At 66.7% G+C, this 24,717-nt stretch carries 21 protein-coding genes; 12 read left to right on the forward strand and 9 right to left on the reverse strand.

The window, feature by feature from the left end:
* Positions 1–201: 201 nt before the first annotated feature.
* From AC5LXK_RS22655 to AC5LXK_RS22675, 5 genes are all read left to right on the forward strand, one after another.
* Entirely contained in the window at positions 202–708 is a 507-nt protein-coding gene (locus AC5LXK_RS22655; protein WP_034187895.1) for a sugar dehydrogenase complex small subunit, read from the forward strand.
* Entirely contained in the window at positions 708–2,327 is a 1,620-nt protein-coding gene (locus tag AC5LXK_RS22660; protein ID WP_493393716.1) for a GMC family oxidoreductase, read from the forward strand. Before AC5LXK_RS22655 ends, AC5LXK_RS22660 begins: the two co-directional genes overlap by 1 nt.
* Positions 2,328–2,329: 2 nt before the next feature.
* The gene (locus tag AC5LXK_RS22665; protein ID WP_493393717.1) at positions 2,330–3,607 is read left to right on the forward strand and encodes a c-type cytochrome; all 1,278 of its coding nucleotides are present in this window, start codon (positions 2,330–2,332) and stop codon (positions 3,605–3,607) included.
* A gap of 172 nt (positions 3,608–3,779) precedes the next feature.
* A complete protein-coding gene (locus AC5LXK_RS22670; RefSeq protein WP_493393718.1) occupies positions 3,780–4,199 on the forward strand; it encodes a DoxX family protein in 420 nt (139 codons plus the stop codon).
* A gap of 63 nt (positions 4,200–4,262) precedes the next feature.
* Positions 4,263–5,369: a porin gene (locus AC5LXK_RS22675; RefSeq protein ID WP_493393719.1), complete on the forward strand. Its 1,107-nt coding sequence runs from the start codon at positions 4,263–4,265 to the stop codon at positions 5,367–5,369.
* A 97-nt stretch (positions 5,370–5,466) separates the two neighbouring features.
* Here AC5LXK_RS22675 and AC5LXK_RS22680 read toward each other — a convergent pair whose 3' ends face one another.
* Together AC5LXK_RS22680 and AC5LXK_RS22685 are read right to left on the reverse strand one after the other, a co-directional pair.
* Positions 5,467–6,786 carry an MFS transporter gene (locus AC5LXK_RS22680; protein WP_493393720.1) on the reverse strand — a complete coding sequence of 440 codons (1,320 nt, stop codon included), beginning with the start codon at positions 6,784–6,786 and terminating at the stop codon, positions 5,467–5,469.
* 42 nt (positions 6,787–6,828) lie between these two features.
* Positions 6,829–8,013 (reverse strand): M20 aminoacylase family protein, encoded by a 1,185-nt coding sequence (locus AC5LXK_RS22685; protein WP_493393721.1) that lies wholly within the window; start codon positions 8,011–8,013, stop codon positions 6,829–6,831.
* Between the two features lie 182 nt (positions 8,014–8,195).
* On the opposite strand from AC5LXK_RS22685, the gene AC5LXK_RS22690 reads away from it, so the two are divergent.
* A complete protein-coding gene (locus tag AC5LXK_RS22690) occupies positions 8,196–9,098 on the forward strand; it encodes a LysR substrate-binding domain-containing protein (protein WP_493393722.1) in 903 nt (300 codons plus the stop codon).
* A 178-nt stretch (positions 9,099–9,276) separates the two neighbouring features.
* Positions 9,277–9,597 (forward strand): pyrimidine/purine nucleoside phosphorylase, encoded by a 321-nt coding sequence (gene ppnP / locus AC5LXK_RS22695; protein ID WP_006478890.1) that lies wholly within the window; start codon positions 9,277–9,279, stop codon positions 9,595–9,597.
* Positions 9,598–9,684: 87 nt separating this feature from the next.
* On the opposite strand, the gene AC5LXK_RS22700 is transcribed toward ppnP, so the two are convergent.
* The 4 genes from AC5LXK_RS22700 to AC5LXK_RS22715 form a co-directional block, all read right to left on the reverse strand.
* On the reverse strand, positions 9,685–10,020 hold the full coding sequence (locus tag AC5LXK_RS22700) for a hypothetical protein (protein ID WP_021162025.1): 336 nt from the start codon (positions 10,018–10,020) through the stop codon (positions 9,685–9,687).
* Positions 10,021–10,499: 479 nt separating this feature from the next.
* Positions 10,500–12,287, reverse strand: coding sequence for a chloride channel protein (locus tag AC5LXK_RS22705; protein WP_493393723.1), 1,788 nt, complete (start codon positions 12,285–12,287; stop codon positions 10,500–10,502).
* A gap of 20 nt (positions 12,288–12,307) precedes the next feature.
* Positions 12,308–12,721 (reverse strand): MarR family winged helix-turn-helix transcriptional regulator, encoded by a 414-nt coding sequence (locus tag AC5LXK_RS22710; RefSeq protein ID WP_493393724.1) that lies wholly within the window; start codon positions 12,719–12,721, stop codon positions 12,308–12,310.
* A 114-nt stretch (positions 12,722–12,835) separates the two neighbouring features.
* Entirely contained in the window at positions 12,836–14,011 is a 1,176-nt protein-coding gene (locus AC5LXK_RS22715) for an HPP family protein (RefSeq protein ID WP_493393725.1), read from the reverse strand.
* A gap of 364 nt (positions 14,012–14,375) precedes the next feature.
* Here AC5LXK_RS22715 and AC5LXK_RS22720 point away from each other — a divergent pair, with 364 nt between their 5' ends.
* Positions 14,376–15,344 (forward strand): LysR family transcriptional regulator, encoded by a 969-nt coding sequence (locus tag AC5LXK_RS22720; protein ID WP_493393726.1) that lies wholly within the window; start codon positions 14,376–14,378, stop codon positions 15,342–15,344.
* 19 nt (positions 15,345–15,363) lie between these two features.
* Here the strand turns inward: AC5LXK_RS22720 and AC5LXK_RS22725 are convergent, their stop codons facing one another.
* Both AC5LXK_RS22725 and AC5LXK_RS22730 read right to left on the reverse strand, forming a co-directional pair.
* Positions 15,364–16,728: an MFS transporter gene (locus tag AC5LXK_RS22725; RefSeq protein WP_493393727.1), complete on the reverse strand. Its 1,365-nt coding sequence runs from the start codon at positions 16,726–16,728 to the stop codon at positions 15,364–15,366.
* Between the two features lie 76 nt (positions 16,729–16,804).
* A complete protein-coding gene (locus AC5LXK_RS22730) occupies positions 16,805–17,743 on the reverse strand; it encodes a 2-hydroxyacid dehydrogenase (RefSeq protein ID WP_493393728.1) in 939 nt (312 codons plus the stop codon).
* 113 nt (positions 17,744–17,856) lie between these two features.
* Between AC5LXK_RS22730 and AC5LXK_RS22735 the strand changes: the two genes are divergently transcribed.
* The 3 genes from AC5LXK_RS22735 (at position 17,857) to AC5LXK_RS22745 (ending at position 21,379) form a co-directional block, all read left to right on the forward strand.
* Positions 17,857–18,765, forward strand: a complete 909-nt coding sequence (locus AC5LXK_RS22735) for a LysR family transcriptional regulator (protein WP_493393729.1) — start codon at positions 17,857–17,859, stop codon at positions 18,763–18,765.
* Positions 18,766–19,454: 689 nt separating this feature from the next.
* Positions 19,455–20,225, forward strand: a complete 771-nt coding sequence (locus AC5LXK_RS22740; protein WP_493393730.1) for a hypothetical protein — start codon at positions 19,455–19,457, stop codon at positions 20,223–20,225.
* 20 nt (positions 20,226–20,245) lie between these two features.
* Positions 20,246–21,379 carry a transporter substrate-binding and LysM peptidoglycan-binding domain-containing protein gene (locus tag AC5LXK_RS22745; protein WP_493393731.1) on the forward strand — a complete coding sequence of 378 codons (1,134 nt, stop codon included), beginning with the start codon at positions 20,246–20,248 and terminating at the stop codon, positions 21,377–21,379.
* 93 nt (positions 21,380–21,472) lie between these two features.
* Here AC5LXK_RS22745 and AC5LXK_RS22750 read toward each other — a convergent pair whose 3' ends face one another.
* Positions 21,473–22,561: a calcium:cation antiporter gene (locus AC5LXK_RS22750; RefSeq protein WP_493393732.1), complete on the reverse strand. Its 1,089-nt coding sequence runs from the start codon at positions 22,559–22,561 to the stop codon at positions 21,473–21,475.
* 551 nt (positions 22,562–23,112) lie between these two features.
* On the opposite strand from AC5LXK_RS22750, the gene AC5LXK_RS22755 reads away from it, so the two are divergent.
* A complete protein-coding gene (locus AC5LXK_RS22755) occupies positions 23,113–24,669 on the forward strand; it encodes a 3-hydroxyacyl-CoA dehydrogenase (protein ID WP_493393733.1) in 1,557 nt (518 codons plus the stop codon).
* Positions 24,670–24,717: the final 48 nt, after the last annotated feature.

Consider the following 24,717-nt stretch of genomic DNA (forward strand, 5'->3'; position numbering starts at 1 on the left):
CACGGGTATGCATGCCGCAGATTTGTCGCGTCGACGACACAAAAATGCGACGAAAAATCGATTGTCTCGGATTGCGGAACATTTAATGGACTATAAAAAGATTGTTCGATCCGATTTGTGCGCGTACATTTCAGGTCCGCGCCAATGTTTGAGAAATATCAAGCGTGGTTTTCCCGAATCCGGTGTTCGAGAGAAGGAAACATGCACAACGACAACACTCCCCACTCGCGTCGTGAAAGCGACGCAGCCGCAAGCGGCATCACGCGGCGTCAATGGTTGCAGGGCGCACTGGCGCTGACGGCGGCAGGCCTCACGGGCTCGCTGGCGTTGCGGGCCCTGGCAGACGATCCCGGCACTGCGCCGCTCGATACGTTCATGACGCTCTCCGAAGCATTGACCGGCAAGAAGGGGCTGAGCCGCGTGCTCGGCGAACGCTTCCTGCAGGCATTGCAGAAAGGCTCGTTCAAGACGGCCGACAGCCTGCCGCAACTCGCCGGCGCACTCGCGTCCGGTTCGCTGAATCCCGATCAGGAAGCGCTCGCGCTGAAGATTCTCGAAGCGTGGTATCTCGGCATCGTCGACAACGTCGTGATTACCTACGAAGAAGCATTAATGTTCAGTGTCGTATCCGATACGCTCGTGATTCCTTCGTATTGCCCCAACAAACCCGGCTTCTGGGCCGAAAAACCGATCGAGAGGCAAGCCTGATGGCCGATACCGATACGCAAAAGGCCGACGTCGTCGTCGTCGGATCGGGTGTCGCAGGCGCGATCGTTGCCCACCAGCTCGCGATGGCGGGCAAGTCGGTGATCCTGCTGGAAGCCGGCCCGCGCATGCCGCGCTGGGAAATCGTCGAGCGCTTTCGCAACCAGGTCGACAAGACCGATTTCATGGCGCCGTATCCGTCGAGCGCCTGGGCACCGCATCCGGAATACGGCCCGCCGAACGATTACCTGATCCTGAAGGGCGAGCACAAGTTCAACTCGCAGTACATCCGCGCGGTGGGCGGCACGACGTGGCACTGGGCCGCGTCGGCGTGGCGTTTCATCCCGCACGACTTCAAGATGAAGACGGTGTACGGCGTCGGCCGCGACTGGCCGATCCAGTACGACGACATCGAGCATTACTACCAGCGTGCCGAGGAAGAGCTCGGCGTGTGGGGCCCGGGCCCCGAGGAAGACCTGTACTCGCCGCGCAAGGAGCCGTACCCGATGCCGCCGCTGCCGTTGTCGTTCAACGAGCAGACGATCAAGAGCGCGCTCAACGGCTATGACCCGAAGTTCCACGTGGTGACCGAGCCTGTCGCGCGCAACAGCCGCCCGTACGATGGCCGGCCGACCTGTTGCGGGAACAACAATTGCATGCCGATCTGCCCGATCGGCGCGATGTACAACGGCATCGTGCACGTCGAGAAGGCCGAGCAGGCCGGCGCGAAGCTGATCGACAGCGCTGTGGTCTACAAGCTCGAGACCGGGCCGGACAAGCGCATCGTCGCCGCGATCTACAAGGACAAGACGGGCGCCGACCATCGGGTCGAGGGCAAGTACTTCGTGCTCGCCGCGAACGGCATCGAGACGCCGAAGATCCTGCTGATGTCCGCGAACCGCGATTTCCCGAACGGCGTCGCGAACAGCTCCGACATGGTCGGCCGCAACCTGATGGACCACCCTGGCACCGGCGTGTCGTTCTACGCGAACGACAAGCTGTGGCCGGGCCGCGGCCCGCAGGAGATGACGTCGCTGATCGGTTTCCGCGACGGCCCGTTCCGCGCGACCGAAGCCGCGAAGAAGATCCACCTGTCGAACATGTCGTGCATCAACCAGGAAACGCAGAAGATCTTCAAGGGCGGCAAGCTGATGAAGCCCGAGGAGCTCGACGCGCAGATCCGCGACCGTTCCGCGCGCTACGTGCAGTTCGACTGCTTCCACGAAATCCTGCCGCAGCCCGAGAACCGCATCGTGCCGAGCAAGACGGCCACCGACGCGATCGGCATCCCGCGCCCCGAGATCACGTATGCGATCGACGATTACGTGAAGCGCGGCGCCGTGCACACGCGCGAGGTCTACGCGACGGCCGCGAAGGTGCTGGGCGGCACCGAAGTCGTCTTCAACGACGAGTTTGCGCCGAACAACCACATCACGGGCGCGACGATCATGGGCGCGGATGCACGCGACTCGGTCGTCGACAAGGACTGCCGCACGTTCGACCATCCGAACCTGTTCATTTCGAGCAGCTCGACGATGCCGACCGTCGGTACGGTGAACGTGACGCTGACGATCGCGGCGCTCGCGCTGCGGATGTCGGACACGCTGAAGAAGGAAGTCTGACCGTGCGGAAATCTACTCTCACCTTCCTCCTCGCCGGCTGCCTCGCGCTGCCGGGTCTCGTGCGCGCGGCCGATTCGGCCGATCCGGCGCAGGTCAAGCGCGGCGAATACCTCGCGATCGCGGGCGACTGCATGGCATGCCACACCGCGAAGGGCGGCAAGCCGTTCGCGGGCGGTCTCGGCATGCCGGTGCCGATGCTCGGCAAGATCTATTCGAGCAACATCACGCCCGATCCGGACACCGGCATCGGCAACTGGACGTTCGACGACTTCGAGCGGGCGGTGCGCCACGGCGTCGCGAAGAACGGCGACAACCTGTATCCGGCGATGCCGTACGTGTCGTACGCGAAGATCAACGACGACGACGTGCAGGCGCTGTACGCGTACTTCATGCACGGTGTCGAACCGGTCAAGCAGGCGCCGCCGAAGAACGAGATCCCCGCGCTGCTGAGCATGCGCTGGCCGTTGAAGATCTGGAACTGGCTGTTCCTGAAGGACGGCGTGTACCAGCCGAAGCCGGAGCAGAGCGCCGAGTGGAACCGCGGCGCGTATCTGGTGCAGGGCCTCGCGCACTGCAGCACTTGCCACACGCCGCGCGGCGTCGCGATGCAGGAGAAGTCGCTCGATGAAACGGGCGGCAGCTTCCTGTCGGGCTCGGTGCTCGCGGGCTGGGACGGCTACAACATCACGTCCGACCCGAACGCGGGGATCGGCGGCTGGACGCAGCAGCAACTCGTCCAGTACCTGCGTACCGGCAGCGTGCCGGGTCTCGCGCAGGCGGCCGGCCCGATGGCCGAGGCGATCGAGCACAGCTTCTCGAAGATGACCGAGGCCGACATCGGCGCGATCTCGACGTACATCCATACGGTGCCGGCCGTCGCCGGCGGCGACGCGAAGCAGTCGCGCTCGTCGTGGGGCAAGCCGGCCGAGGATGGGCTGAAGCTGCGCGGCGTCACGCTCGCGTCGTCGGGCATCGATCCGGCACGGCTGTATCTCGGCAACTGCGCGACCTGCCACCAGATGCAGGGCAAGGGCACGCCGGACGGCTATTACCCGCCGCTGTTCCACAATTCGACGGTCGGCGCATCGAATCCGACCAACCTCGTGCAGGTGATCCTGAACGGCGTGCAGCGCAAGGCCGGCAGCGAGGACGTCGGGATGCCGGCGTTCCGTCACGAGCTGTCGAATGCGCAGATCGCCGCGCTGACCAACTACCTGACCGGGCAGTTCGGCAACCCGGCCGCGAAGGTGACCGAGCAGGACGTCGCGAAGCTGCGCTGACGCGCGCGCGACGAAGCAGGGCGACAACGGACAAGAGGAGGAGCACAGCACATCGGGCGGGCCCCGATGCCGGTTGTTGCAGAGCGGGGCGGGCGGCGCAGTCGGCCGCCCGTCCTGGTTCACAGGCAATCCGGTGCGCGCCGGTCGCGCATCGTTTTCGTTGATCGAGACCATGACACCGAATCAACCGTTTCTCGCGTCCCAGCGCGATGTGCTGCTGCTGCTTGCCCGAATCCTGATCGTGATCCTGTTCGTGATGTTCGGCTGGAAGAAGATCGTCGACTTCCCCGGTACGATCGCGTTCATGGGCTCGGAAGGTGCGCCTGCACCGATTGTGTCCGCGGCGATCGCCGTCGTGATGGAGCTGTTCGTCGGGATTGCGATCCTCGTCGGTTTCCAGACGCGGCCGCTTGCCCTGTTGCTTGCGCTGTATACGATCGGCACCGCCATCATCGGCCACCACTACTGGACGATGACGGGCGGCGAGCAGATCAACAACATGATTCATTTCTACAAGAACATCGCGATCTCGGGCGGTCTGCTCGCGCTCTGCGCGGCCGGCCCCGGGCGTTTTTCGATCGATCGCGGATAAGCAGGCCCGAGGCGCGCGCATGGGGCGCGCGTCGGACGGCCGAGACTCCGAGGGGGCATCATTTTGCGACTTAAACACTTCGCATGGCTGATTGCGGCCGCTGCACCGGCGGCTGCCTTTGCACAGACGAGCGTCACGCTGTACGGCCGGATCGACGGCGGCATCGAATACCTGAACCACATCGCCCAGCCGAACGGCGGCAGCAAGTCGCGCTGGAGCGCCGAAAGCGGCGACTGGGGCACCAGCATGTTCGGCCTGAAGGGCTTCGAGGATCTCGGCGGCGGGCTGTCGACGGTCTTCGACCTGGAAACCGCGTTCCAGGTGATGAACGGCCAGACGGGCGGCGGCCGCATGTGGTCGCGGCGCGCATACGTCGGGCTGAAGAGCGACACGTGGGGCCAGCTGCAGGCCGGCCGCAACCTGTTCATCGACAGCGACGGCGTGTGGGAATTCGATCCGTTCGTCCAGCAGGCATTTTCGTCCGCATCGCTCGTACGCGGCCGCAACTGGCAGCAGACCAGCAACAACATCGAATATCACAGCCCGGTGATCGGCGGCTTCGACGTGCAGGCGCAGTATGCGTTCGGCAACCAGTCGCGCGGCTTCAATTACGGCGCGGCCGACGATTTCGGCCGCTCGGACGGGATCATGATCTCGTACCATTCGGCGGTATTCGACATGCGCGGCATCTACGACGAGCTGCGCGACAACAACGGCAAGTTCAGCAACATCTTCACGGCGTCGCGCGAATACTTCGTCGGCGCGAACGTGAAGGTGTCGAAGTTCAAGATCCAGGGCGCGTATACGCACTACCAGGCGCCGGACAGCCCGGCCGGCGTCGCCGATCGCGCCGATCACTACTGGCTCGGCGCGACCTACGCGGCCACGCCGCAGTGGGCGGTGACGGGCGGCGGGTACTACGTGAAGGTGGGCGACGGCGGCGGCGATGCGTCGCACGATCCGTCGGGCCACGCGATGATGTACGTGCTCGGCACCACGTACAACCTGTCGAAGCGCACGTTCCTGTACGGCACGGTCGCGTACGTGCGCAACGGCGGCAACTCCAACTTCTCGCTGCTCGCGACGCCGCGCGACGCGACGTCGGGCACGAGCCCGATGACGGGCGAGTCGCAGACGGGCGCGTATGTGGGGATGATGCATACGTTCTGAGCGGGGTAGCGCCAGAGACGCAAAAAGGCACGGGTGGTTGCACCCGTGCCTTTTTTCGTTTGCGGCATGCGGCAACGTCGGCCGCATCGGCCGCCGGTCAGTCGAGCGCCTTCCCGGCCTTTTCATCCATGCAGCGAATCGCGAGCAGCGTCATCACGCCGCAACCGATCGCATACCAAGCAGGCGCGTTCGCATTGCCGGTCGCCGCGATCAGCCAGGTCACGAAGAACTGCGCGAACCCGCCGAAGATCGCGACGCCGACGCTGTACACGAGTGCGCCGCCGGTCGCGCGCACCGCACGCGGGAACAGCTCGCCGAGCATCGCGCCGGTCGCGCCGATGTTGATCGCGTGCACGATCGACAGCGCGGCGATGATCGACAGCAGCGACACGGCGCCCGGCCAGCGGTTCAGCGCGACGAACGCGGGATAGATCGCGACCATCAGCACGATGCGTGTCCACCAGACGATCCGGTTGCGGCCGTACACGTCGGACAGGTGGCCGCCGATCGGCGTCACGAGCATCAGGATCGCACCGGCGACGCAGCCGGCCGTCATCGACAGCCAGGTCGGCAGGTGCAGCACCTGCACGCCGTAGATCGCCATGTAGAACACGATGATGTAGTGGATCGACGTGCCGCCGATCGTCACGCCGAGCCCCGCGAACACGGCCTTGCCGTGATGGCGCAGCACGTCGGCGAGCGGCAGCGATGCGACCGGCTCGTCGTGCGCGGCGGCAGGTGCGGCAGCCGGCACTTCCTCGACGGTGCGGCGCAGCCAGTAGCCGATCGGCACGAACAGCGTGCCGATCACGAACGGCACGCGCCAGCCCCAGCTTTCGAGTTGCGCGGCATTCAGCGTCGACGTCAGCGCCACGCCGGTGAGCGCACCCGCGAGCGCGGCGAGCCCCTGGCTCGAGAACTGGAACGACGCGTAGAAGCCGCGCCGATGCTGCGGCGCCTGTTCGAGCAGCAGCGTCGTCGATGCACCGACTTCGCCGCCCGACGCGAACCCTTGCAGCAGGCGCGCGAGCACGAGCAGCAAGGGCGCTGCGATACCGATCTGCGCGAAGGTCGGTGCGACCGCGATCGTCGCGGTGCCGAGCGCCATCAGCAGCAGCGTGAGGATCATCGCCTTCTTGCGGCCCGCACGATCGGCATACATGCCGATCACGAGCCCGCCGAGCGGACGCGTGACGAAGCCGACACCGAAGCTCGCGACCGCGAGCATCAACTGCCCGAACGGCGAATGCACCGGAAAGAACAGCTTGCCGATCAGGATCGCGAAGAAGCTGTAGACCGTGAAGTCGTAGAACTCCAGCGCGTTGCCGACGGCGGCGGCCGCGATCAGCCGGCGTTTCTTCGCGGCGGCGCGGGCATCGACCGGCGAGCCGGCGAACGGAAGGGCGGACGTATCCATGGGGTTCCCCCGATAAGCGCGAAACTGTGTGGTGAAGGGCCGTCAGGCCGCGAGCCAGGCTTCGGCGACGCGAACCCAGTAGCTCGCGCCGATCGCGAGGATGTCGTCGTTGAAGTCGTAGCCGGGGTTGTGCACCATGCAGCCGCCCTTGCTGCCGATCCCGTTGCCGATGAACGCGTAGCAGCCGGGGCGCGCCTCGAGCATGAACGCGAAATCCTCGCTGCCCATCAGCGGCGCGGCTTCGGTTTCGACGCGCTCGGCGCCGAGCATCCGGCTTGCGATGCCGGCCGCGAACGCGGTCGGTTCCGCGTGATTGACGAGCACCGGGTAGCCGTAGTCGTAGTCGACTTCAGCGGTGACGCCGAAGCTTTCGGCCTGGCCTTTCGCAAGCGCTTCGATGCGGCGCGCGAGCAGCGCGCGCACGTCGGCATTCAGCGCGCGCACCGACAGCTTCATCACGACGGTTTCGGGAATGATGTTGAACGTCTCGCCGGCCTGCACGCTGCCGACCGTGATCACGGCCGCATGCTGCGCGTCGACCTCGCGCGCGACGATCGTCTGCAGCGCGACCATGAGGCTGCCCGCGGCCGACATCGGATCGCGCGCGAAATGCGGCATCGCACCGTGGCCGCCGACGCCGCGCAGCGTGATCGTCACGCGGTCGGCCGATGCCATTGCCGCGCCGGTGCGGAACGCCATGTCGCCGGCCGCACGGCCCGGCATGTTGTGGATCGCGAAGATCGCGTCGCACGGGAAACGGTCGAACAGGCCGTCGTCCATCATCGCCTTCGCGCCGCCGAAGTTTTCCTCGGCCGGCTGGAAGATCAGGTTCAGCGTGCCGGAGAACTGGCGCGTCGCCGCGAGGTGGCGCGCCGCGCACAACAGCATCGCGGTGTGGCCGTCGTGACCGCATGCATGCATCTTGTTCGCGTGGCGGCTCGCGTACGGCAGGCCGGTGGCTTCCGCGAGCGGCAGCGCGTCCATGTCGGCGCGCAGCCCGACCGTGCGCGTGCCTTGCCCTTCGCGCAGCACGCCGACCACGCCCGTCTTGCCGATGCCGCGATGCACTTCGTAGCCCCAGCCGGTGAGCAGCTCGGCGACGAGATCGCTCGTGAGCGTCTCTTCGAACGCGAGTTCCGGGTGAGCGTGGATGCGGCGGCGCACCTCGACCAGCTCTGGGGCGATCGCGGCGATGCCGGGGATGACGGGGTTCACGGCTTGCGACATGGTGTCTCCTGTGGGGCCGAAAGGGCGTTTGACGCGCATATGACGAGCAAGCATATAAATTTCTTTTGCGTACCAGAAGCTGATAAATTGCTTTGGTGCACACCACAGGTTGCCGCTCGGGAATACCCTGAGCCGGCGCGCGCCGTGACGCACAGGGTTTCCACGGATCACGCGTTGCCGCCATGAAATATCATCAGCTGAAAGCGTTCGTCACCGTTGCGGAAGAAGGGAGCATCCGTGCGGCCGCGCGGCGCCTGAACGTGTCGCCGGCGGCGTTGACGAAGGCGGTCAAGGAGCTGGAGATCGCGCTTGGCGTCTCGCTCGTCGTGCGCACTGCGCGCGGCGTGCAGCTCACCGCGTTCGGCCAGCAACTGCAGGTGCGCGCGCGGCTGATCGTCGCCGAAATGCAGCGCGCCCGCGACGACATCGAGCAGGCGCAGGGCGCGATGACGGGCTCCGTCGCGGCGGCGATCACGCCGGCGGCGGCAGTGACGATCCTGCCCGATGCGTTTCGCGCGTTCCGGCGTCGCTTTCCGGTCGCGCGCGTCAACCTGATCGAAGGGTTTCCGGGCGTCGCGCTGCCGCGCCTGCACGACGGGTCGCTCGATTTCGCGGTGGCCGTCGTCGTGCCCGAGCTGCTGGCGGCCGAGTTCGATCATGCGGAGCTTTATGCGAGCCGTTCGCTGATCGTCGCGCGCAAGGGGCATCCGCTCGCGTCGGCCACGTCGCTCGCCGATCTCGTCGATGCCGACTGGCTGATGAATCCGTCTCCGGAAAGCTCCACGCAGGTGCTGTTCAATTCGTTCGTCGCGTACGGGCTGCCGGTGCCGGCGCGCGTCGTCGAATGCCCGAGCTTCGGGCTCGCGCGCAACCTGATGATCGGCTGCGACCTGATCGCATCGATGCCCGAGCAACTGCTGCAGGACGAATGGGCGCGCGACCAGTTTGCGATACTCCCGATCCGTGAGCGCCTGCCGGGCGTCTCGGTGCAAGTCATCACGCGCCGCGACAGCCCGCTGACGCCGGCCGCGGCAATGCTGCTCGACTGCCTGCGCGATTCCGCGCGACGCAAGGGGCTGCGGTGAGTCGATCCTGTCCGGGAATTGTATCGTTATCCTGAGGATTTTGAGTCCGGCGCACCGCAAGTGAGAGGCCATTCCGGCGCACGTCGCACGAGCCGGTATCATAGCGGCCGGCCCGCCGTTCCGGCTGGCCGCCGCCAACCACTATCGCCATCCGGCATCCAGCAATCAGAGGCATCACATGACCAGTGCAACCCAATTCGACAACGTATCGGTCGTCAAGCGCGCGAACGTCTATTTCGACGGCAAGTGCGTGTCGCATACCGTGCTCTTCCCGGACGGCACGCGCAAGACGCTCGGCGTGATCCTGCCGTGCGCGCTCAACTTCGGCACGGATGCTCCCGAATTGATGGAAGTGCAGGCGGGCAAGTGTCGCGTGAAGCTCGACGGCAGCAGCGAATGGCAGACCTACGGCGCCGGCGAGTCGTTCTCGGTGCCGGGCAAGAGCCGCTTCGACATCGAAGTGCTCGAGACGCTCGACTACGTCTGCAGCTACCTGTAAGCGCAGGCGTCAGCAAAAGAAAAGCCCCGCCGAAGCGGGGCTTGTCACAAGCGGATGGCGCAAGGCCATCCGGAGCGCCTGTTCTCGTTACAGGCAGGCGTTGATGTCGCCGGCCGACGATGCATCGCCGCCGCGGAAACCGACCCAGGTCTTCGCGTTGGCGGCGTTGGCCGGGCGCACCACGGCGGCAGCGCCGTTCGGCGGCTGCTGGCCCGGCGCGTAGACGGCCATCGCGAGGCCGTTCGCCAGTTCGTACTGCGACGTCACCTGTTGTTGCGACTTGTCGGCCCACGTCTTGGCGATGCACTGCGCGACCTGGTCGGCGGGCTTCTGGCTTTGTCCCACGTTCTGCAGGGCAGAATCGGCTGCATGAGCAGAAAATGCCACGGTCAATGCGATGAGCGGTAAGTATTTCGCGTTCACGTTATCTCCCTCGAGTCGTGATTGATTGAGTGGGATGCGCAGCAGTACTGCGTGCTAGTGAGATCGCATCGGGCGAGCACGGTTCCGGCTATTCCGAAACAAGTTGTTAACGCACTTGCCAAATGGCGACTCGGATGCTGTGCGCTTTGTTGCGGCGCGGCATGCGTCGGATGCGGCGCGACGTCATGCGGTGCGCGATCCGCGCGCTGACTGGTCGTGTGGTGAGGTGTCGGCCGTGGCGAACGGCATGTGTGTCCATGCCGTGCCGCGACTCTTTATCGGATGGCGAAGTGGAATGGCTGATTGATGGCCCCGTCGCATGAGCACCATGATGACAAACTTTCGCCTGTCGAATTGTTAACCAACTTCAAACGGGAAAAGCGGCGGAAAGCGATGCGGCGCGCGCGAGGCGAGCCGCATCGTGTAGCGGAGCGGGAAGGAAGCGGTGCGCGGCCGGGGCGCCGCGCACGCTGAAGGCGTCAGCCGGCCTTGCGGGTGCCGGCGTCGCGCAAGTTGGCCGGGACGATCGGACGGAAGCGTTCGCGCTTCTGTTCGTCGTCGAAGTGCTGGAGCGCGGGCTTGATCAGGTCGCTGCGCGACACGATGCCCGTGATGCGCAGCGATTGTTCGTCGTCGACGACCGGCAGGCGTTCGAGGCCGAGCATCGCGAGTCGCGATGCGACGACGCGGCACGTTTCGTGCGCGAGCGCGACGGCTGGCGTACGCTCGGCGAACGCACCGGAGATCGGCGTGTCGGCGCCGGCCTGCGCGCGCTGCGCATCGAGCGTCGCGCGATCGACGAGACCGAGCAGGCGGCCGTTCTGCACGACCGGGTACGCGCGGTGGGTCTGCTTCGTGCCGAAGTATTGCGTCTCGACGGTGTCGAGCGTCGCCGCGCCGTCGATCGCGACGAGCAGGTCGACGGACGTCATCACTTCGCCGATGTCGTGGCGTTCCAGCGGATCGACGCCGTATTCGCGATAGATGTGATAACCGCGGCGGGCGATCTTTTCGGTCATGATCGAGCGCTTCATCACGATGGTCGCGAAGCCGTGCGCGACGAGGGTCGCCGCGAGCAGCGGCAGCATCGCGTTGGCGTCGTGCGTGAGACCGAATGCGAACACGATCGCGGTGAGCGGGGCGCCGAGCGTCGCGCCGAGCGTCGCGGCCATGCACACGAGCGGCCACAGCGCCGGATCGCCGCCGGGCAGCATCGGCGACAGCACGGTGCCGAGGCCGGCGCCGAGCATCAGCAGCGGGGCGAGCACACCGCCCGACGTGCCCGAACCGAGCGCGATCACCCACATCACGGCCTTCACGATCAGCAGCGCGAGCGCGATCTTCAGCGCGATGTGCTGGTGTAGCAGGTCGCCGATCACGTCGTAGCCGACGCCGAGCGCGCGCGGCTCGAGCCAGCCGCCGATGCCGATCACGATCGCGCCGAGCGCCGGCCACCACATCCAGTGCACGGGCAGCTTCGCGAACGCGTCTTCGACGCGGTAGAGCGCCGCCGACAACCCGCACGCGAGCATGCCCGACAGCAGGCCCGCGACGATGCACGACAGCAGCGCGACGGGCGTCGGTGCGGCCGTCGTCAGCGGGAACAGCGGGTCGACGCCGAAGAACACCGCGCGGGCAAAACCGGCCACCGCGCAGGACAGCGCGACCGGCAGGAAACTGCGCGGACGCCATTCGAACAGCAGCAGTTCGACCGCGAGCAGCACGGCGGCGACCGGCGTGCCGAACACGGCCGTCATCCCGGCGGCCGCACCGGCGACGAGCAGCGTCTTGCGCTCGGCGGCGGTCACGTGCACGCATTGCGCGATCAGCGAGCCGAGTGCGCCGCCCGTCATGATGATCGGGCCTTCGGCACCGAACGGGCCGCCGCTGCCGATCACGACGCCGGACGACAGCGGCTTGAGGATCGCGACTTTCGGCGACATGCGGCTCTTGCCGAACAGGATCGCCTCGATCGCTTCGGGAATGCCGTGGCCGCGGATCTTTTCCGAACCGAAGCGTGCCATCAACCCGACAATCAGGCCGCCGATCACCGGCACGGCGATCACCCACGCACCGAGCGTGTTGTTCGCGGGGGAGTGATCGGCGAACGAGAACTGCTGGAAGAAGAACAGGTTCGTGAACAGGTGGATCAGGCTCAACAGCACGAACGCGGCGAGCGTGCTGAGCAGGCCGATCCCGGCGGCAAGCAACGCGATCCTGGGCAGGCGTTCGTTGGTCGAGAAATCGCGTTTGTGTGGTGCGTTCATCGGAGTGGAAAGAGCAAGGGTCAGTAATCGATCTGGGGAACCTGGAACGCGTCCTTGAGCGACTTCAGCTCGGCGCGATGCATGGCCGCGAGACGGGCGAGCAGCGTTTCGCCGGCCTGCTCGAGGTGAACTTCGACCTGGCGGCGATCGGCTTCGCTCGGCTTGCGCCTCACGAGCCCGAGCGCTTCGCAGCGCGTCACCAGCGCAACGACGCCGTGGTGCTGCGCCTGCAGGCGTTCCGCGATTTCGCCGATGGTTGCCCATTCGCGATGCGGATAGCCCTTGATGTGCAGCAGCAGCAGGTATTGCAGCGGCGTCACGCCTTCGCTTTGCGCGGCGCGTTCGGAGAAGCGCTCGAAGCAGCGCATCTGGTAGCGGAACTCGGACAGTTGCTGGAAATCGCTTTTCGCCAGCGCGCGTCGGGTATCGTTCATCGGGGGCGGTCGGTCAGTCGGTTTCGGTAGCGTGGAATATATCACAACATGATATAAATGGCCGAGCGTGCGCGGAATGGATGCATTTCGCGTATCGGAGGCCGTTACGTCGTGTTAGGCGGCCTCGAGCATTTGGGTCTGCCGATAAAGGCCCGTGACGAGATCCGTCTGCGTAATGATCCCGACGAGCCGGCGCGATGCATCGACGACCGGAATATGGTGGTGGCCCGAATGCGTGAACAGCGGCACGAGCGCCGTGATCGGCAGCGTTTCCGGCACCGAGGCGACGTCGCGCGTCATCACGGTGGCGACGCTCGCGGGCTGGCCGCCGAGCGATTGCGGCAGCCGCGCGGACAGGCGCTGCCACAGCGGGGTCGGGCGGCGCAACTGGCGCGTGAGGTCGGCGCGCGTGACGATGCCGGTCAGGCGGCCTTCGCCGTCGACGACCGGCAGCGCCTTCACGCGGTGGCGATCGAGTAGCGTGAGCGCGGCCGTGACCGATGTCGACGGCGCGACTTCGATCGCATTCTTCGTCATCAGGTCGGCACACGTGAGCTGGCCGAACGTCCGCGTATAGGCCTGCATTTCGGTTTCGCGCAGCAGCGTTTCGAGATCGTCCGGATCGACGTCGAGCCATTCGCTGCGCCGCTTCAGCACGGCGTCGAGGTCGGCGCGCGTGAAGCCGCCGCGCGCCGGTGCGGCGCCGCCCGCCTGCGGTTTCGCTTCGGGACGCACGCCGCCGTGCGGATAGCGGTGCCCGGTCAGCGCGTGATAGGCGAGCGCGGCCGACAACAGGATCGCCGATTGCAGCGCGATCGGCTCCAGCACGAAACTGAAACCGAGCGCGTGGATCGCCGGGCCGCCGACCACGGCCGTGAGCGCGACGGCGCCCGACGGCGGGTGCACGCAGCGCAGCGCGAACATGCCGCCGATCGCACAGGCGATCGCGACCGCGGCGGCCGTGATCGGATCGGCGATCCATTGCGCGCATGCGACCCCGACGGTCGCCGCGACGAGATTGCCGCCGATGATCGACCACGGCTGCGCGAGCGGGCTCGCCGGCACCGCGAACAGCAGCACGGCCGATGCCCCCATCGGCGCGACCAGCAGCGGCACGAGGCCCGGCACGCCGGGCAGCAGCCGCATCGTGACGCCGACCGTCGCGATCCCGACGAGCGCGCCCGTGCATGAGCGCAGACGTTCGCGCCAGCCAAGCGACATCGGGTGGGGAAGGAAGCTGTGCAGCCATTGCTGCAACGTGCGGCGCGACGAAGAGGAGCCTGACGACATGGACGGGTGAGCGGTAAAAATGACTGCGCGGATGCGTGCGGCGACAAAAACGGAATTATATCGTGTTGTGATACAAATTGCCGCATCGCATCAAGACGTTGCAGGCACGCGACGGCAAGTCTTGCGAAAACCTTTCATCGGATGGGAGGCTGGTGGCCGGGCAATCGCGCAAATTTGTCTGCAGCGGCGTACAATTCGGGCCACTGAATCCCCCCGTCATGCCAGAACCACGTACGCGATGTCCGCTCTCCCGCCTTGTCCCCGGCACGGTGATCGATTCGACGTGGTTCGCGGCTGCGTTCCGTTCCCCACCTGACGCGAGCGCCGCCGACGCCTCCCCACCGACTCTCCCCAAGCCAATCCAATGGACATGCTCGAAAACATGCGCCTGTTCGTGCGCGTTGTCGAAGCCGGCAGTTTTACTGCGGTCGCGAAGGAAATCGACGCGACCACCGCGCAGGTGTCGCGCGCGGTATCGAACCTCGAAGCGCACGTACAGACGCGCCTGCTGCATCGCACGACGCGTCACCTCGGCCTGACCGAAAGCGGCGAGCGCTATTTCGAGCGCGCGAAATCGATCCTCGCGGAAATCGACTACGCGAACGCGGAGGCGCGCAATGCACTGCTGCGGCCGAGCGGCAAGATGCGCATCCATGCGATGACGGGGCTCGGGCAGAGCCATGTCGTGTCGTCGATCGTCCGCTACCAGGAAGACAACCCCGACGTGTCGGTCGAGCTGACGCTTGCGCAGCGGATGCCGAATCTCGTCGAGGAGGGCTACGACGTGTCGATCGTGACGGCGTCGCAACTGCCCGATTCGGGTTATGTCGCGCAGACCTGCGGCACGAGTTGCAGCGTGCTCGTCGCGTCGCGCGAATACCTGGCGCGGCACGGTACGCCGCAGACGCCCGGCGAATTGCCGAACCACGTTTGCCTGCGCCTCGACACGCCCGCCTCGCCGGCCAGCGAATGGCGGCTTGAGCGCAGCGACGGCGAAGAGGCGATCTACGAGCTGCAGCCGGCGCCGTTCCAGGTCAACGTGCCGGACGCGCTGTGCGTCGCGGTGCGCGCCGGGCGCGGGATCGCATGCGTCGCGCTGTACACGGTGCTCGACGACATCCGCGAAGGGCGGCTGATCCGCGTGCTGCCCGACTACCGGCTGCAGACGGTGAGCGTGTATGCCGTCTACGCGACGCGACGCTATCTCGACGCGAAGATCCGCACGTTCCTCGACCACCTGCGCACGACGCTCACGCCGGCGCTGGAGAACGACCTGCGCGAACTCGACCGCCTGACGACCGAGCAGACGCCGGGCGGCCGCAAACGCGCGTGACGGCACGCCGCGGCGATGTTCAGGCGGCCGGCGTGACCCGGATCCGCTCGAAGCGGCCCGCGAGCCATCCATACGCGGCGATGCCGATCAGCCCGTGTGCGGCGACGAACCACAACGCGCCGGCGAACGAGCCCGTGCTGGCGACGAAGTAGCCGATCACGAGCGGCGTGACGATCCCGGCGATGTTGCCGAGGCCGTTGAACACGCCGCCGCTCAGTCCGACCATCCCTTCCGGCGCCGTGTCGGCGAGCACGGCCCAGCCGACTGCCGCGAGCCCCTTGCCGAAGAACGCGATCGTCATCAGCGCGATCACGACCGCGTTCGACGACGCGCCGTTCGCGAGCACGAGCAGCGTCGCCATCGCCATCCCCGCGACGAACGGCGTCTTGCGCGCCCTGGACGGATGCATGCCGCGCCGGATCAGCCAGTCCGACAGCACGCCGCCGAGCACGCCGCCCGTGAACCCGCAGATCGCCGGCAGCGCGGCGACCCAGCCGGCTTCCATGATCGTCATCCCGCGCCCCTTGATCAGGTAGATCGGGAACCACGTGATGAAGAAGTAGGTGAGCGCCGTGATGCAGTACTGGCCGATATAGATCGCCCACAGGTTCCGGTGGCGGAACAGTTGCGACACGTCGTGCCACGATACGCGCGGCCGATGGCGCACACGGTTCGCCTCGAGGTCGACGAGCGCGCCGTGTGCGCGCAGGTAGTCGCGCTCGGCATCGGTCACGCGCGGATGGCCGTGCGGCTCGCGATACCACGCGAACCACAGTGCGGCGAGCGCGATGCCGAGCAGCCCCATCCACAGGAACACGTGTTCCCAGCCGAGCGCATGCGTGAGCCAGGCCATCGCGGGCGTGAAGAGCACGACGGCCATGTATTGCGCGGAATTGAACAGCGCCGACGCGGTGCCGCGCTCGGCGGTCGGAAACCAGCACGCGACGATCCGCGAATTGGCCGGGAAGGCCGGCGATTCGACGAGGCCGAGCATGAAGCGCATGACGAACAGCGCGAGCGTCGCGGCTGCACCCTGCACGGCGAACCCGCCGACCGTGCCCTGCAGCATCGTGAAGACCGACCACAGCAGCAGGCTCAGGCCGTACACGCGCCGTGCGCCGAAACGGTCGAGCAGCCAGCCGCCCGGGATCTGGCCGATCGCATAGGCCCACGCGAACGCGGAGAAGACGACGCCGAGCTGCACGGGTGTCAGCCCGAGATCGTGGGCGACGCCGGTGCCGGCGATCGACATCGTCGCGCGGTCCGCATAGTTGATGACGGTGACCGCGAAAATCAGCGCGAGGACCGCATAGCGGACGCGGCCGATCGTGCGCGAGGCGGCGGGCGACGCGGCGACGGCCGCGCCGCTGGATCGATTGGACATGCGTGTCTCCTGGCCTCCGTCGTGCGGAGGCATCGGTTGTCGTAACGAGGATGTCGGCCGTGAGGCCGCGCGGCGGTCAGCCCGTGACGCTGGTCGGCGGGCGCTGGCCCGCGAAGCACGCGGCGAGGTTGGCGAGCACGATCCGGCCCATCTCTTCGCGCGTTTCGTGCGTGGCGCTCGCGCGGTGCGGCTGTACGACGACGCGGTCGAGCTCGAGCAGCGCGGCCGGCACGCGCGGTTCGTTCGCGAACACGTCGAGGCCGGCACCGGCGATCGTGCCGTCGGCCAGCGCGCGGACGAGCGCGGCTTCGTCGACCAGCTTGCCGCGGGCGACATTGATCAGGAATCCTTTTTTGCCGAGCGCGGCGAGCACGTCGGCCGTCACGAGCACGTTGCCGTGATCGGCCGAGGCCGCGATCACGAGCACGTCGCTGTCGCGCGCGAGTGCGACGAGGTCGGGCACGAAGCGGTAGCCGCTGTCGCGATGCTCGCGCGGGCCGAAGTAGCTGACGGGCATCCGGAATGCCTGCGCACGCTGCGCGATCGCGCGTCCGACCCGGCCGAGCCCGACGATGCCGAGCCGTTTGCCGGTGACCTGCGTCGCCAGCGGCTGGGCCACCTTGCCCCAGCGGCCGGCGCGCACGATCCGCTCGCCGGCGCCGAGGTCGCGCAGCGTCATCAGGATCAGCCCCATCGCCATGTCGGCGACATCGTCGGTCAGTACGTCGGGTGTCGTCGTCACGTGGATGCCGCGTGCCCGTGCGCGGTCGAGATCGACCGCGTCGGTGCCGATGCCGCTGACCGCGACGATTTCGAGCGCGCTCAGCCGATCCATCAGCGCGGCGGACAGGCCGTTCGCACCGCCGGTCACGACGCCGCGAATGCGCGCGGCCACGCGATCGAGCAGCGCGTCCGGTTGCGCGGCCTCATACAGACGGTGCACCGCGTAACGGGCGGACAGTTCGGCGTCGATGGTGTCGGGGAGCGGCTGGGTGAGCAGGATGTCGATGGTCATGAAGGTCTCGGTCGTCGTGCGCGACGCGGGCCGCGCATCAGGTGGAACCGAGTATAGAAATCGCATCGATATGCGTCTAACATCAAAAGACTATCGATTGATTCAAGAATTGGATGATTGAACTGCACCAGCTTCGCTGCTTCGTCGCGGTGGCCGAGGAACTGCATTTCGGCCGCGCGGCCAAACGGCTCTTCATGACCCAGCCGCCGCTCAGCCGGCAGATCCAGCTGCTCGAACACGCGCTCGGCATTGCGCTGCTCGAGCGCAGCAGCCGGCAGGTCAGCCTGACCGCGGCCGGCGAGCGCTTCCTGCGCGACGCGCGGCATATCCTCGAATTCTCCGCGCGGGCCGAGCAGGCCGCGCAGCGCGTCGCGCACGGCGGGGCGGGCCGCATCACGCTCGGTTTCACGGCCGTTAGTGCGTACCGGATGATTCCGGTGCTGCTCGCGCACGCGGCGCATGCGCTGCCGGACGTCGACGTCGAATTGCGCGAGATGGTGTCGACCGTGCAGATCGACGCACTCGCGTCGCGGATGCTCGACGCGGGTTTCGTGCGCCAGCGCGCCGCGCGCCAGCCGCTCGAATACCGGCTCGTGCAGCGTGAACCGATGCTCGTCGCGGTGGCGCAAGGCGCGCCGCTCGCCGCCTACGAGCAGATCGGCCCCGACGAGCTCGACCGCCAACCGTTCATCGCGTATTCGCCGAACGAGGGCAAGTATTTCCACGACATGATCTCGGGGATGTTCGCGGGCGCCGGGCGGCTGCCGAACTACCTGCACTACGTCGGGCAGACGCATACGATCCTCGGCCTCGTGCGCGCGGGGCTCGGCGCGGCGCTCGTGCCCGCGTCGGCGCGCGAGCTTCACGTGGACGGGGTGGTGTTCCGGCCGCTGGCGGGCGTGAACGTCGCAGCCGAGCTGTATCTCGCGTGGCGAGCGGACAACGACAACCCCGCGCTGCCGGTGTTCAACGCGATGGTCGAGCGGTTTCTCGCGCGGGAGCAGGGCGGCGCGATGGCGTAACGGTGTCGTGCGTTCGCGTCGTGTCACAAGCTTTCAATCCGGAAGCTTGTACTGCACGACGGCAAGCAATCCTGAGCGAGTGACCCGGGCACCGATTGCAGGAATCCTTTCAATTTTGAAAGCATGCCGTCGCACGCGTGTTTCGTCGCGCGAACGATACGGATGGCAACGGGCGGCCGGTCCGACGAAGGGTTCCATGCCGACCGCTTGACGCTGCATGCGGGTCGGAGCAGGATACGTCCGTGCATTTGGAGCGGGACGCGCCGGCCGCGCGGTTCCTGCACCCGCGACACGCAAAAAAACAACGATGAGCCTTTACGCCCTCGTACCGGAATACCGGCCCCGACACCGTCGGCCCGCCGCAGCAACGATTCTCCCGACGCCCGTCGCGTCACGTATCCGTCATCCCGTTTCGACCCGCGCGTCGGTACACTTTCCCGTCCGTGCGATGGCCGCGACGATGCGCGGCGCCGGTCCGGCCTGCCGCATCGCACCGCTATCTGCAACCCGAGATCACCGCATCCTGAACGGCGCCTACACCGGCGTCTCCTGACGCCCGTTCGCGCCCGCCCTGGCATTTCGCCGCCGGCTTTCCTGAATGCCCGGCGGCACCGGAGTCCGAAGCATTTCGATTGCGCTTGAAAAAGCAAACGTACGCAGTTCGGTTCGAGGTTCAAGGAGAAAAACTCATGTCGCAGGTTTCCGACGAAGCAAACGGCAGTTCGGGGAGTGGCAAGGTCAAGCTGATCAAGTGGGCGATCATCATCGCCGGCGTCGCGATCGCGGCACCGGCCGCGCTGTTCATCCTGAAGGGGGTGATCGCGCTGGTCGCGGCGGGCGTGATCGGTCTCGGCGCGATCTATTTCGCGCCGGTCGTCGCGATGAAATTCGCGAACCAGAAGGTCAGGATGATCGTCGAGGAGGCGCAGTCGAATCCGATCGAGACGCTGATCAACCAGCTCGCGGAAAAGCGCCAGGACGCACAGAAGTTCGCGGACAGCATCACCGCTTTCCGTACCGAGGTGAAGAATTTCGAGAGCAAGACCGAACTGTTCGAGAAGCAGTACCCGGACGATGCGCCGCGCTTCCGGTCGCAGCTCGACACGATGAAGCAGCTGCTCGCATTTCGCGAAGGCCGCTACAAGCAGGTGCAGGTCGAGCTGAAGAATTTCGCGTCGGCGATCGACCGCGCGAAAGCGATGTGGGACATGTCGCAGGCCGCACAGCAGATGAACAAGCTCGCGGGCCGGCAGGCGTCCGACACGTTCGAACAGATCAAGACCGACGTGGCCGTCGATTCGGTGATGCGTTCGGTCAACAAGGCGTTCTCCGAGATGGAGACGTCGCTGATGGATAACCCCGAGGTCAAGCAGGCGCAGCAGCAGGCGGTGATGAACGGCGGCCGTGCCCCCGGCCTCGATGCCGCGAACCCCGCACAGTTGCCGTCGAAACAACAATAACTTCCTGCAGGTCCTCAACCATGAAAAAACTTCTTGGCGCAATCGCGTTTCTGGTCGTGCTCGTCGGCGTATGGGTCGTGCATCAGGGCGGCCTGTCGACGCTGATGCCCGCGCATGATGCGGGCTCGTCCACGACGTCCGCGCAAAGCGGCGACACCGGTCAGTCCGCGCAGACGCCGCCGTCGGGCAACGTGCTGCCGGCCGGCTTCACGCCGCAGGCCAGCGCGCTGAAATCGATTGCCGAAAACGGCATCGTGCGGATCTCGGTGCAGAACCCGAGCGAGCCGTTCTTCGGCGAGGACAAGGGCGCACCGCACGGTTTCAATGTCGAATTCGCGCGGCTGCTGTTCGCGGATCCGTCGTTCTCGCATGGCGGCAAGCCGGTCGTCGTCGATACGCGTCACGAGGTCGACACGTACCCGGGCGTGCCGAAGCAGCTGCTCGATACGGACGCGAAGGGGAACCACGTGGTCGATGTCGCGATGGACGGGCTGACGTTCCCGGACAACACGCCGGCCGGCGTCGTCTACTCGGTGCCGTACGTCGACGATTTCGGCTATTCGCTGATCGTGCGGCAAGGCTCGGCGATCCGCTCGACCGACGATCTCGCGGGCAAGACGGTCGGCATCCTGAAGGGCGACCCGGACGTGCGCGCGTTCGTCACGCGCCAGTATCCGAACGTGCAATTCGTCGAGGTCGACGATTCCGATCCGGCGTTCATCGCGAAGAGCATCGACGGGCATACGGTCGACGCGTTCATCTACGACTATCCGTTCGCGGTCAGCTCGATCAAGGGCACCGACCTGAAGTTCGCGGTGACCAAGCTCGACGGCTCGAACATCGCGTACAAGATCGGCGTGCGCGCGGACGACCAGGATCTGCTGATCTACCTGAACGCCGCGATCGCGAAGCTCAAGCAGTCGCCGCAGTACCTCGAGCTGCTGCGCAAGTACTTCGTCAGCGACCAGGCGGTGACGACCGCGGCCGCGTCGGGCGAACTCGTGTACGTGGTGAAGGCGGGCGACACGCTGAACATGATCGCCGCGAGCAAGCTCGGCAGCGGCCAGCGTTTTCGCGAGATCCAGCGCCGCAACAACCTCGCGAACCCGAACCTGATCCTGGCAGGCCAGCATCTCGTAATTCCGGTCCAGTAACGGCGGCGTGGGTGAATGACGGCAGGTGAAGGGACGTGAAAGACGGCGCGCGGCCCGGCGGAGTGGATCCGCCGGGCCGCGCGCATTGGGACGTCAGTGGGTGATGGACAGGAACAGATACGCGGCGAACAGCGCGAGGTGAACGACGCCGTGCAGCACGGTCGTGCGCCCCTGGCTGAGGGTGAGCGTACTGACCAGCAGCGTGAGCGCGAGCAGGACCGTTTCCATCGCGCCGATGCCGAGCGTGAGCGGCTGGCCGATCCAGATGAACACGGCCGCGACGGTCGGGATCGTGAGCCCGATGCTCGCGAGCGCCGAACCGAGCGCGAGGTTCATGCTGGTCTGCAGGCGGTTCGCGCGTGCGGCGGTGACGGCAGCGAGCGCTTCCGGCAACAGCACGAGCGCGGCGATCACGATACCGACCGCGGCTTCGGGCGCACCGAGCTTCATCACCGCATGCTCGACGGCCGGCGACAGCAGCTTCGCGAGCAGCACGACCGCGATGAGGCTCACGAACAGCAGCACCATGCTGATGATGGCGGTGCGGTTGCTCGGGGCGGCCGCGTGCACCGCCTCGTTCGCGCTGTCGTGCGCGGCGAGGAAGTAGTCGCGGTGGCGCACGGTCTGCACGAACACGAACGCGCCGTACAGCACGAGCGACGCGACGCCGGCGAACGCGAGCTGCGATTTCGAGAAAAACGGGCCCGGCGCGGCGCTCAGGTAGTTCGGCATCACGAGCGACAGCACCGACAGCGACGCGAGTACCGCGAGCGCCTTGCTCGCGCCGCGCCCCTGGAAGTCCTGTTCGCCGTGCTTCCACGCGCCGACCAGCAGGCAGATGCCGACGATGCCGTTGCAGATGATCATCACGGCGGCGAACACGGTGTCGCGCGCGAGGCCCGATTTCTCGGGGCCCGCGCCGAGCATCACCGACACGATCAGCGCGACCTCGATGACGGTCACGGCGACCGCGAGCACGAGCGTGCCGAACGGTTCGCCGACGCGGTGCGCGACGACTTCCGCATGGTGGACGGCGGCGAACACGGCGCCGGCGAGCGCGGCAGCGAACACCGCGATGACGAGACCTTCGGCCGGCACGACGCGCGACAGCGCGAGTACCAGCCAGGCGGCAAGCGGGGCCCAGAGGGTCCAGCGCGGGAGCTGGTTGGACGAGAGCGGCATGGAGGGTTTCCTTATGCGAGTGGCGGCGCGCGACGCGCTGTCACGGGTGGACGAAGCCCGGCCGTACTATCCGCCGAACGAGGACGATGAAACCGAAGGGTGGCAGCACGCAACGGCGCTGCCCTGGGTTCGCTGCCGTGAGGCGGCGAGGGGCGCGGGCGGGCCGAGGCCCGTCGCTGGATGAAACGGTTCGATGCGGCTGCCCGCAGACGGCGGGGCAAGCACGTGCGACGAAGCGCGGGCCGGAGGCTCGGCTCCGACCCCGAAAGGGCGGATGGCGATGGACGGCGGTGGCGGCGCGGCACGCGGTTTCCCCCTGAAATCCGTCAGTTTGTCGAATTTTATCAGGCGTTCGGGGGGTACTATCTCATATTCGAACGCTTACGTTGACCTTTCGGTTTACAAAAAGTGCCCCGATCTTTCAATATTTTTACCTTTGCGGTACCCGTAACGGTCTCTTGCACGAAAAATTCGGGCTCACCCTGACATAAATCTACCGACCGGTCGGTTTATAATTGCTCGCACTTCCACTTCATGACGGATCGCAAGCGATGGGTGTTTCCTCTGCACATTCGGTGAATTCGGGCGCGCTGGCGCCGTCGGCCGTCGTCGGCGTGATCGGCGCCGGCGCGATGGGCGCGGGTATTGCGCAGGTCGCGGCCGCCGCCGGCCACACGGTGCTGCTGTACGACCTGAACGAAGCGGCGTGCGACAAGGCGCTGGCCGGGATCCGTGCGCAGTTCGCACGGCTTGCGGAGAAAGGCCGGCTCGAACCGGCGCAGGCCGACGCGGCCGGCAACCGGATCCGCGCGGTGCGCGCGCTGGCCGATTTTGCGGGGGCTGCGCTGATCGTCGAGGCGGCGGCGGAGCGGCTCGACGTGAAGCGCGAGATCTTCGCGACGCTCGAACGTCATGTCGACGACGCGTGCCTGCTCACGACCAACACGTCGTCGATCTCGATCACGTCGATCGCCGCCGGGCTGCGCGTGCCGCAGCGCGTCGCCGGCCTGCATTTCTTCAACCCGGCGCCGCTGATGGCGCTCGTCGAAGTGGTCAGCGGGCTTGCGACCGGGCCCGATGTCGCGCAGGTGCTTTATGCGACCGCCGCCGCGTGGGGCAAGAAACCCGTGATGGCGAAATCGACGCCCGGCTTCATCGTGAACCGCGTCGCGCGGCCGTATTACGCGGAGGCGCTGCGCGTGCTGAACGAACAGGGCGGCGCACCGGCGTCGATCGACGCGGTGATGCGTGAAGCGGGCGGCTTCCGGATGGGGCCGTTCGAGCTGATGGACCTGATCGGCCACGACGTGAACTTCGCGGTGACCGAGTCGGTGTTCCGCGCGTACTTCAACGATCCGCGCTACACGCCGTCGCTGATCCAGCAGGAACTGGTGAACGCGGGCTTTCTCGGTCGCAAGACGGGGCGTGGTTTCTATTCGTATGCGGACGGCGCGACGCTGCCCGAACCCGATCTCGAACCGTCGTGCGATGCGCCGGCCGACGTCGTGCTGTTTGCGCAGGACGGCCCGGCCGCCGCGCTCCAGGCACGCTTCGCCGAACGTATCGAAGGCGCGCGGCAGGCCGGCGCACGGCCGGACGACCTGCTCGCGACGGCCGGTCGCGCATCGATCGCGCTGACCGACGGCCGGACGGCGACCGCCCGCGCCGCGCGAACGGGCGTGGCGGATCTCGTGCTCGTCGATCTCGCCCGCGATTACGCACAGGCGGGGCTCGTCGCGCTGACGCGCGCGCTCCAGTGCAGCGACGCCGCGTATGCGGACGCGGTCGGCCTGTTCCAGCAGGCGGGCTTTCGCGTCGTGGGCGTCGCGGACGTGCCGGGGATGGTCGCGATGCGTACCGTCGCGATGCTCGCGAACGAGGCGGCCGACACGGTGAACCAGGGCGTGTGCTCGCCCGTCGATCTCGATCTCGCGATGGAGAAGGGCGTGAACTACCCGTGCGGCCCGCTCGCGTGGGCCGATGCGATCGGCATCGGCCGCGTGCATCGCGTGCTGTCGAACCTGGCGGCGAGCTATGGCGAGGACCGCTATCGCGTGTCGCCGCGCATCGCCGCACTGCACGAGGCAGGCCGCACGTTCCGGTCTTAGCCGCCTAGTCACACCGAACACGAAAACGACATCACTCCATTGGAGGAG

Source organism: Burkholderia pulmonis, from assembly GCF_984667975.1.

Coding starts and splice junctions, on each gene's coding strand:
- AC5LXK_RS22750 (WP_493393732.1), bottom strand. CDS start 22,561: ATGCCGCTCTCGTCCAACCAGCTCCCGCGCTGGACCCTCTGGGCCCCG.
- ppnP (WP_006478890.1), top strand. CDS start 9,277: ATGACCAGTGCAACCCAATTCGACAACGTATCGGTCGTCAAGCGCGCG.
- AC5LXK_RS22745 (WP_493393731.1), top strand. CDS start 20,246: ATGAAAAAACTTCTTGGCGCAATCGCGTTTCTGGTCGTGCTCGTCGGC.
- AC5LXK_RS22705 (WP_493393723.1), bottom strand. CDS start 12,287: ATGAACGCACCACACAAACGCGATTTCTCGACCAACGAACGCCTGCCC.
- AC5LXK_RS22680 (WP_493393720.1), bottom strand. CDS start 6,786: ATGGATACGTCCGCCCTTCCGTTCGCCGGCTCGCCGGTCGATGCCCGC.
- AC5LXK_RS22725 (WP_493393727.1), bottom strand. CDS start 16,728: ATGTCCAATCGATCCAGCGGCGCGGCCGTCGCCGCGTCGCCCGCCGCC.
- AC5LXK_RS22655 (WP_034187895.1), top strand. CDS start 202: ATGCACAACGACAACACTCCCCACTCGCGTCGTGAAAGCGACGCAGCC.
- AC5LXK_RS22690 (WP_493393722.1), top strand. CDS start 8,196: ATGAAATATCATCAGCTGAAAGCGTTCGTCACCGTTGCGGAAGAAGGG.
- AC5LXK_RS22670 (WP_493393718.1), top strand. CDS start 3,780: ATGACACCGAATCAACCGTTTCTCGCGTCCCAGCGCGATGTGCTGCTG.
- AC5LXK_RS22755 (WP_493393733.1), top strand. CDS start 23,113: ATGGGTGTTTCCTCTGCACATTCGGTGAATTCGGGCGCGCTGGCGCCG.
- AC5LXK_RS22740 (WP_493393730.1), top strand. CDS start 19,455: ATGTCGCAGGTTTCCGACGAAGCAAACGGCAGTTCGGGGAGTGGCAAG.
- AC5LXK_RS22735 (WP_493393729.1), top strand. CDS start 17,857: ATGATTGAACTGCACCAGCTTCGCTGCTTCGTCGCGGTGGCCGAGGAA.
- AC5LXK_RS22720 (WP_493393726.1), top strand. CDS start 14,376: ATGGACATGCTCGAAAACATGCGCCTGTTCGTGCGCGTTGTCGAAGCC.
- AC5LXK_RS22660 (WP_493393716.1), top strand. CDS start 708: ATGGCCGATACCGATACGCAAAAGGCCGACGTCGTCGTCGTCGGATCG.
- AC5LXK_RS22715 (WP_493393725.1), bottom strand. CDS start 14,011: ATGTCGTCAGGCTCCTCTTCGTCGCGCCGCACGTTGCAGCAATGGCTG.
- AC5LXK_RS22730 (WP_493393728.1), bottom strand. CDS start 17,743: ATGACCATCGACATCCTGCTCACCCAGCCGCTCCCCGACACCATCGAC.
- AC5LXK_RS22710 (WP_493393724.1), bottom strand. CDS start 12,721: ATGAACGATACCCGACGCGCGCTGGCGAAAAGCGATTTCCAGCAACTG.
- AC5LXK_RS22685 (WP_493393721.1), bottom strand. CDS start 8,013: ATGTCGCAAGCCGTGAACCCCGTCATCCCCGGCATCGCCGCGATCGCC.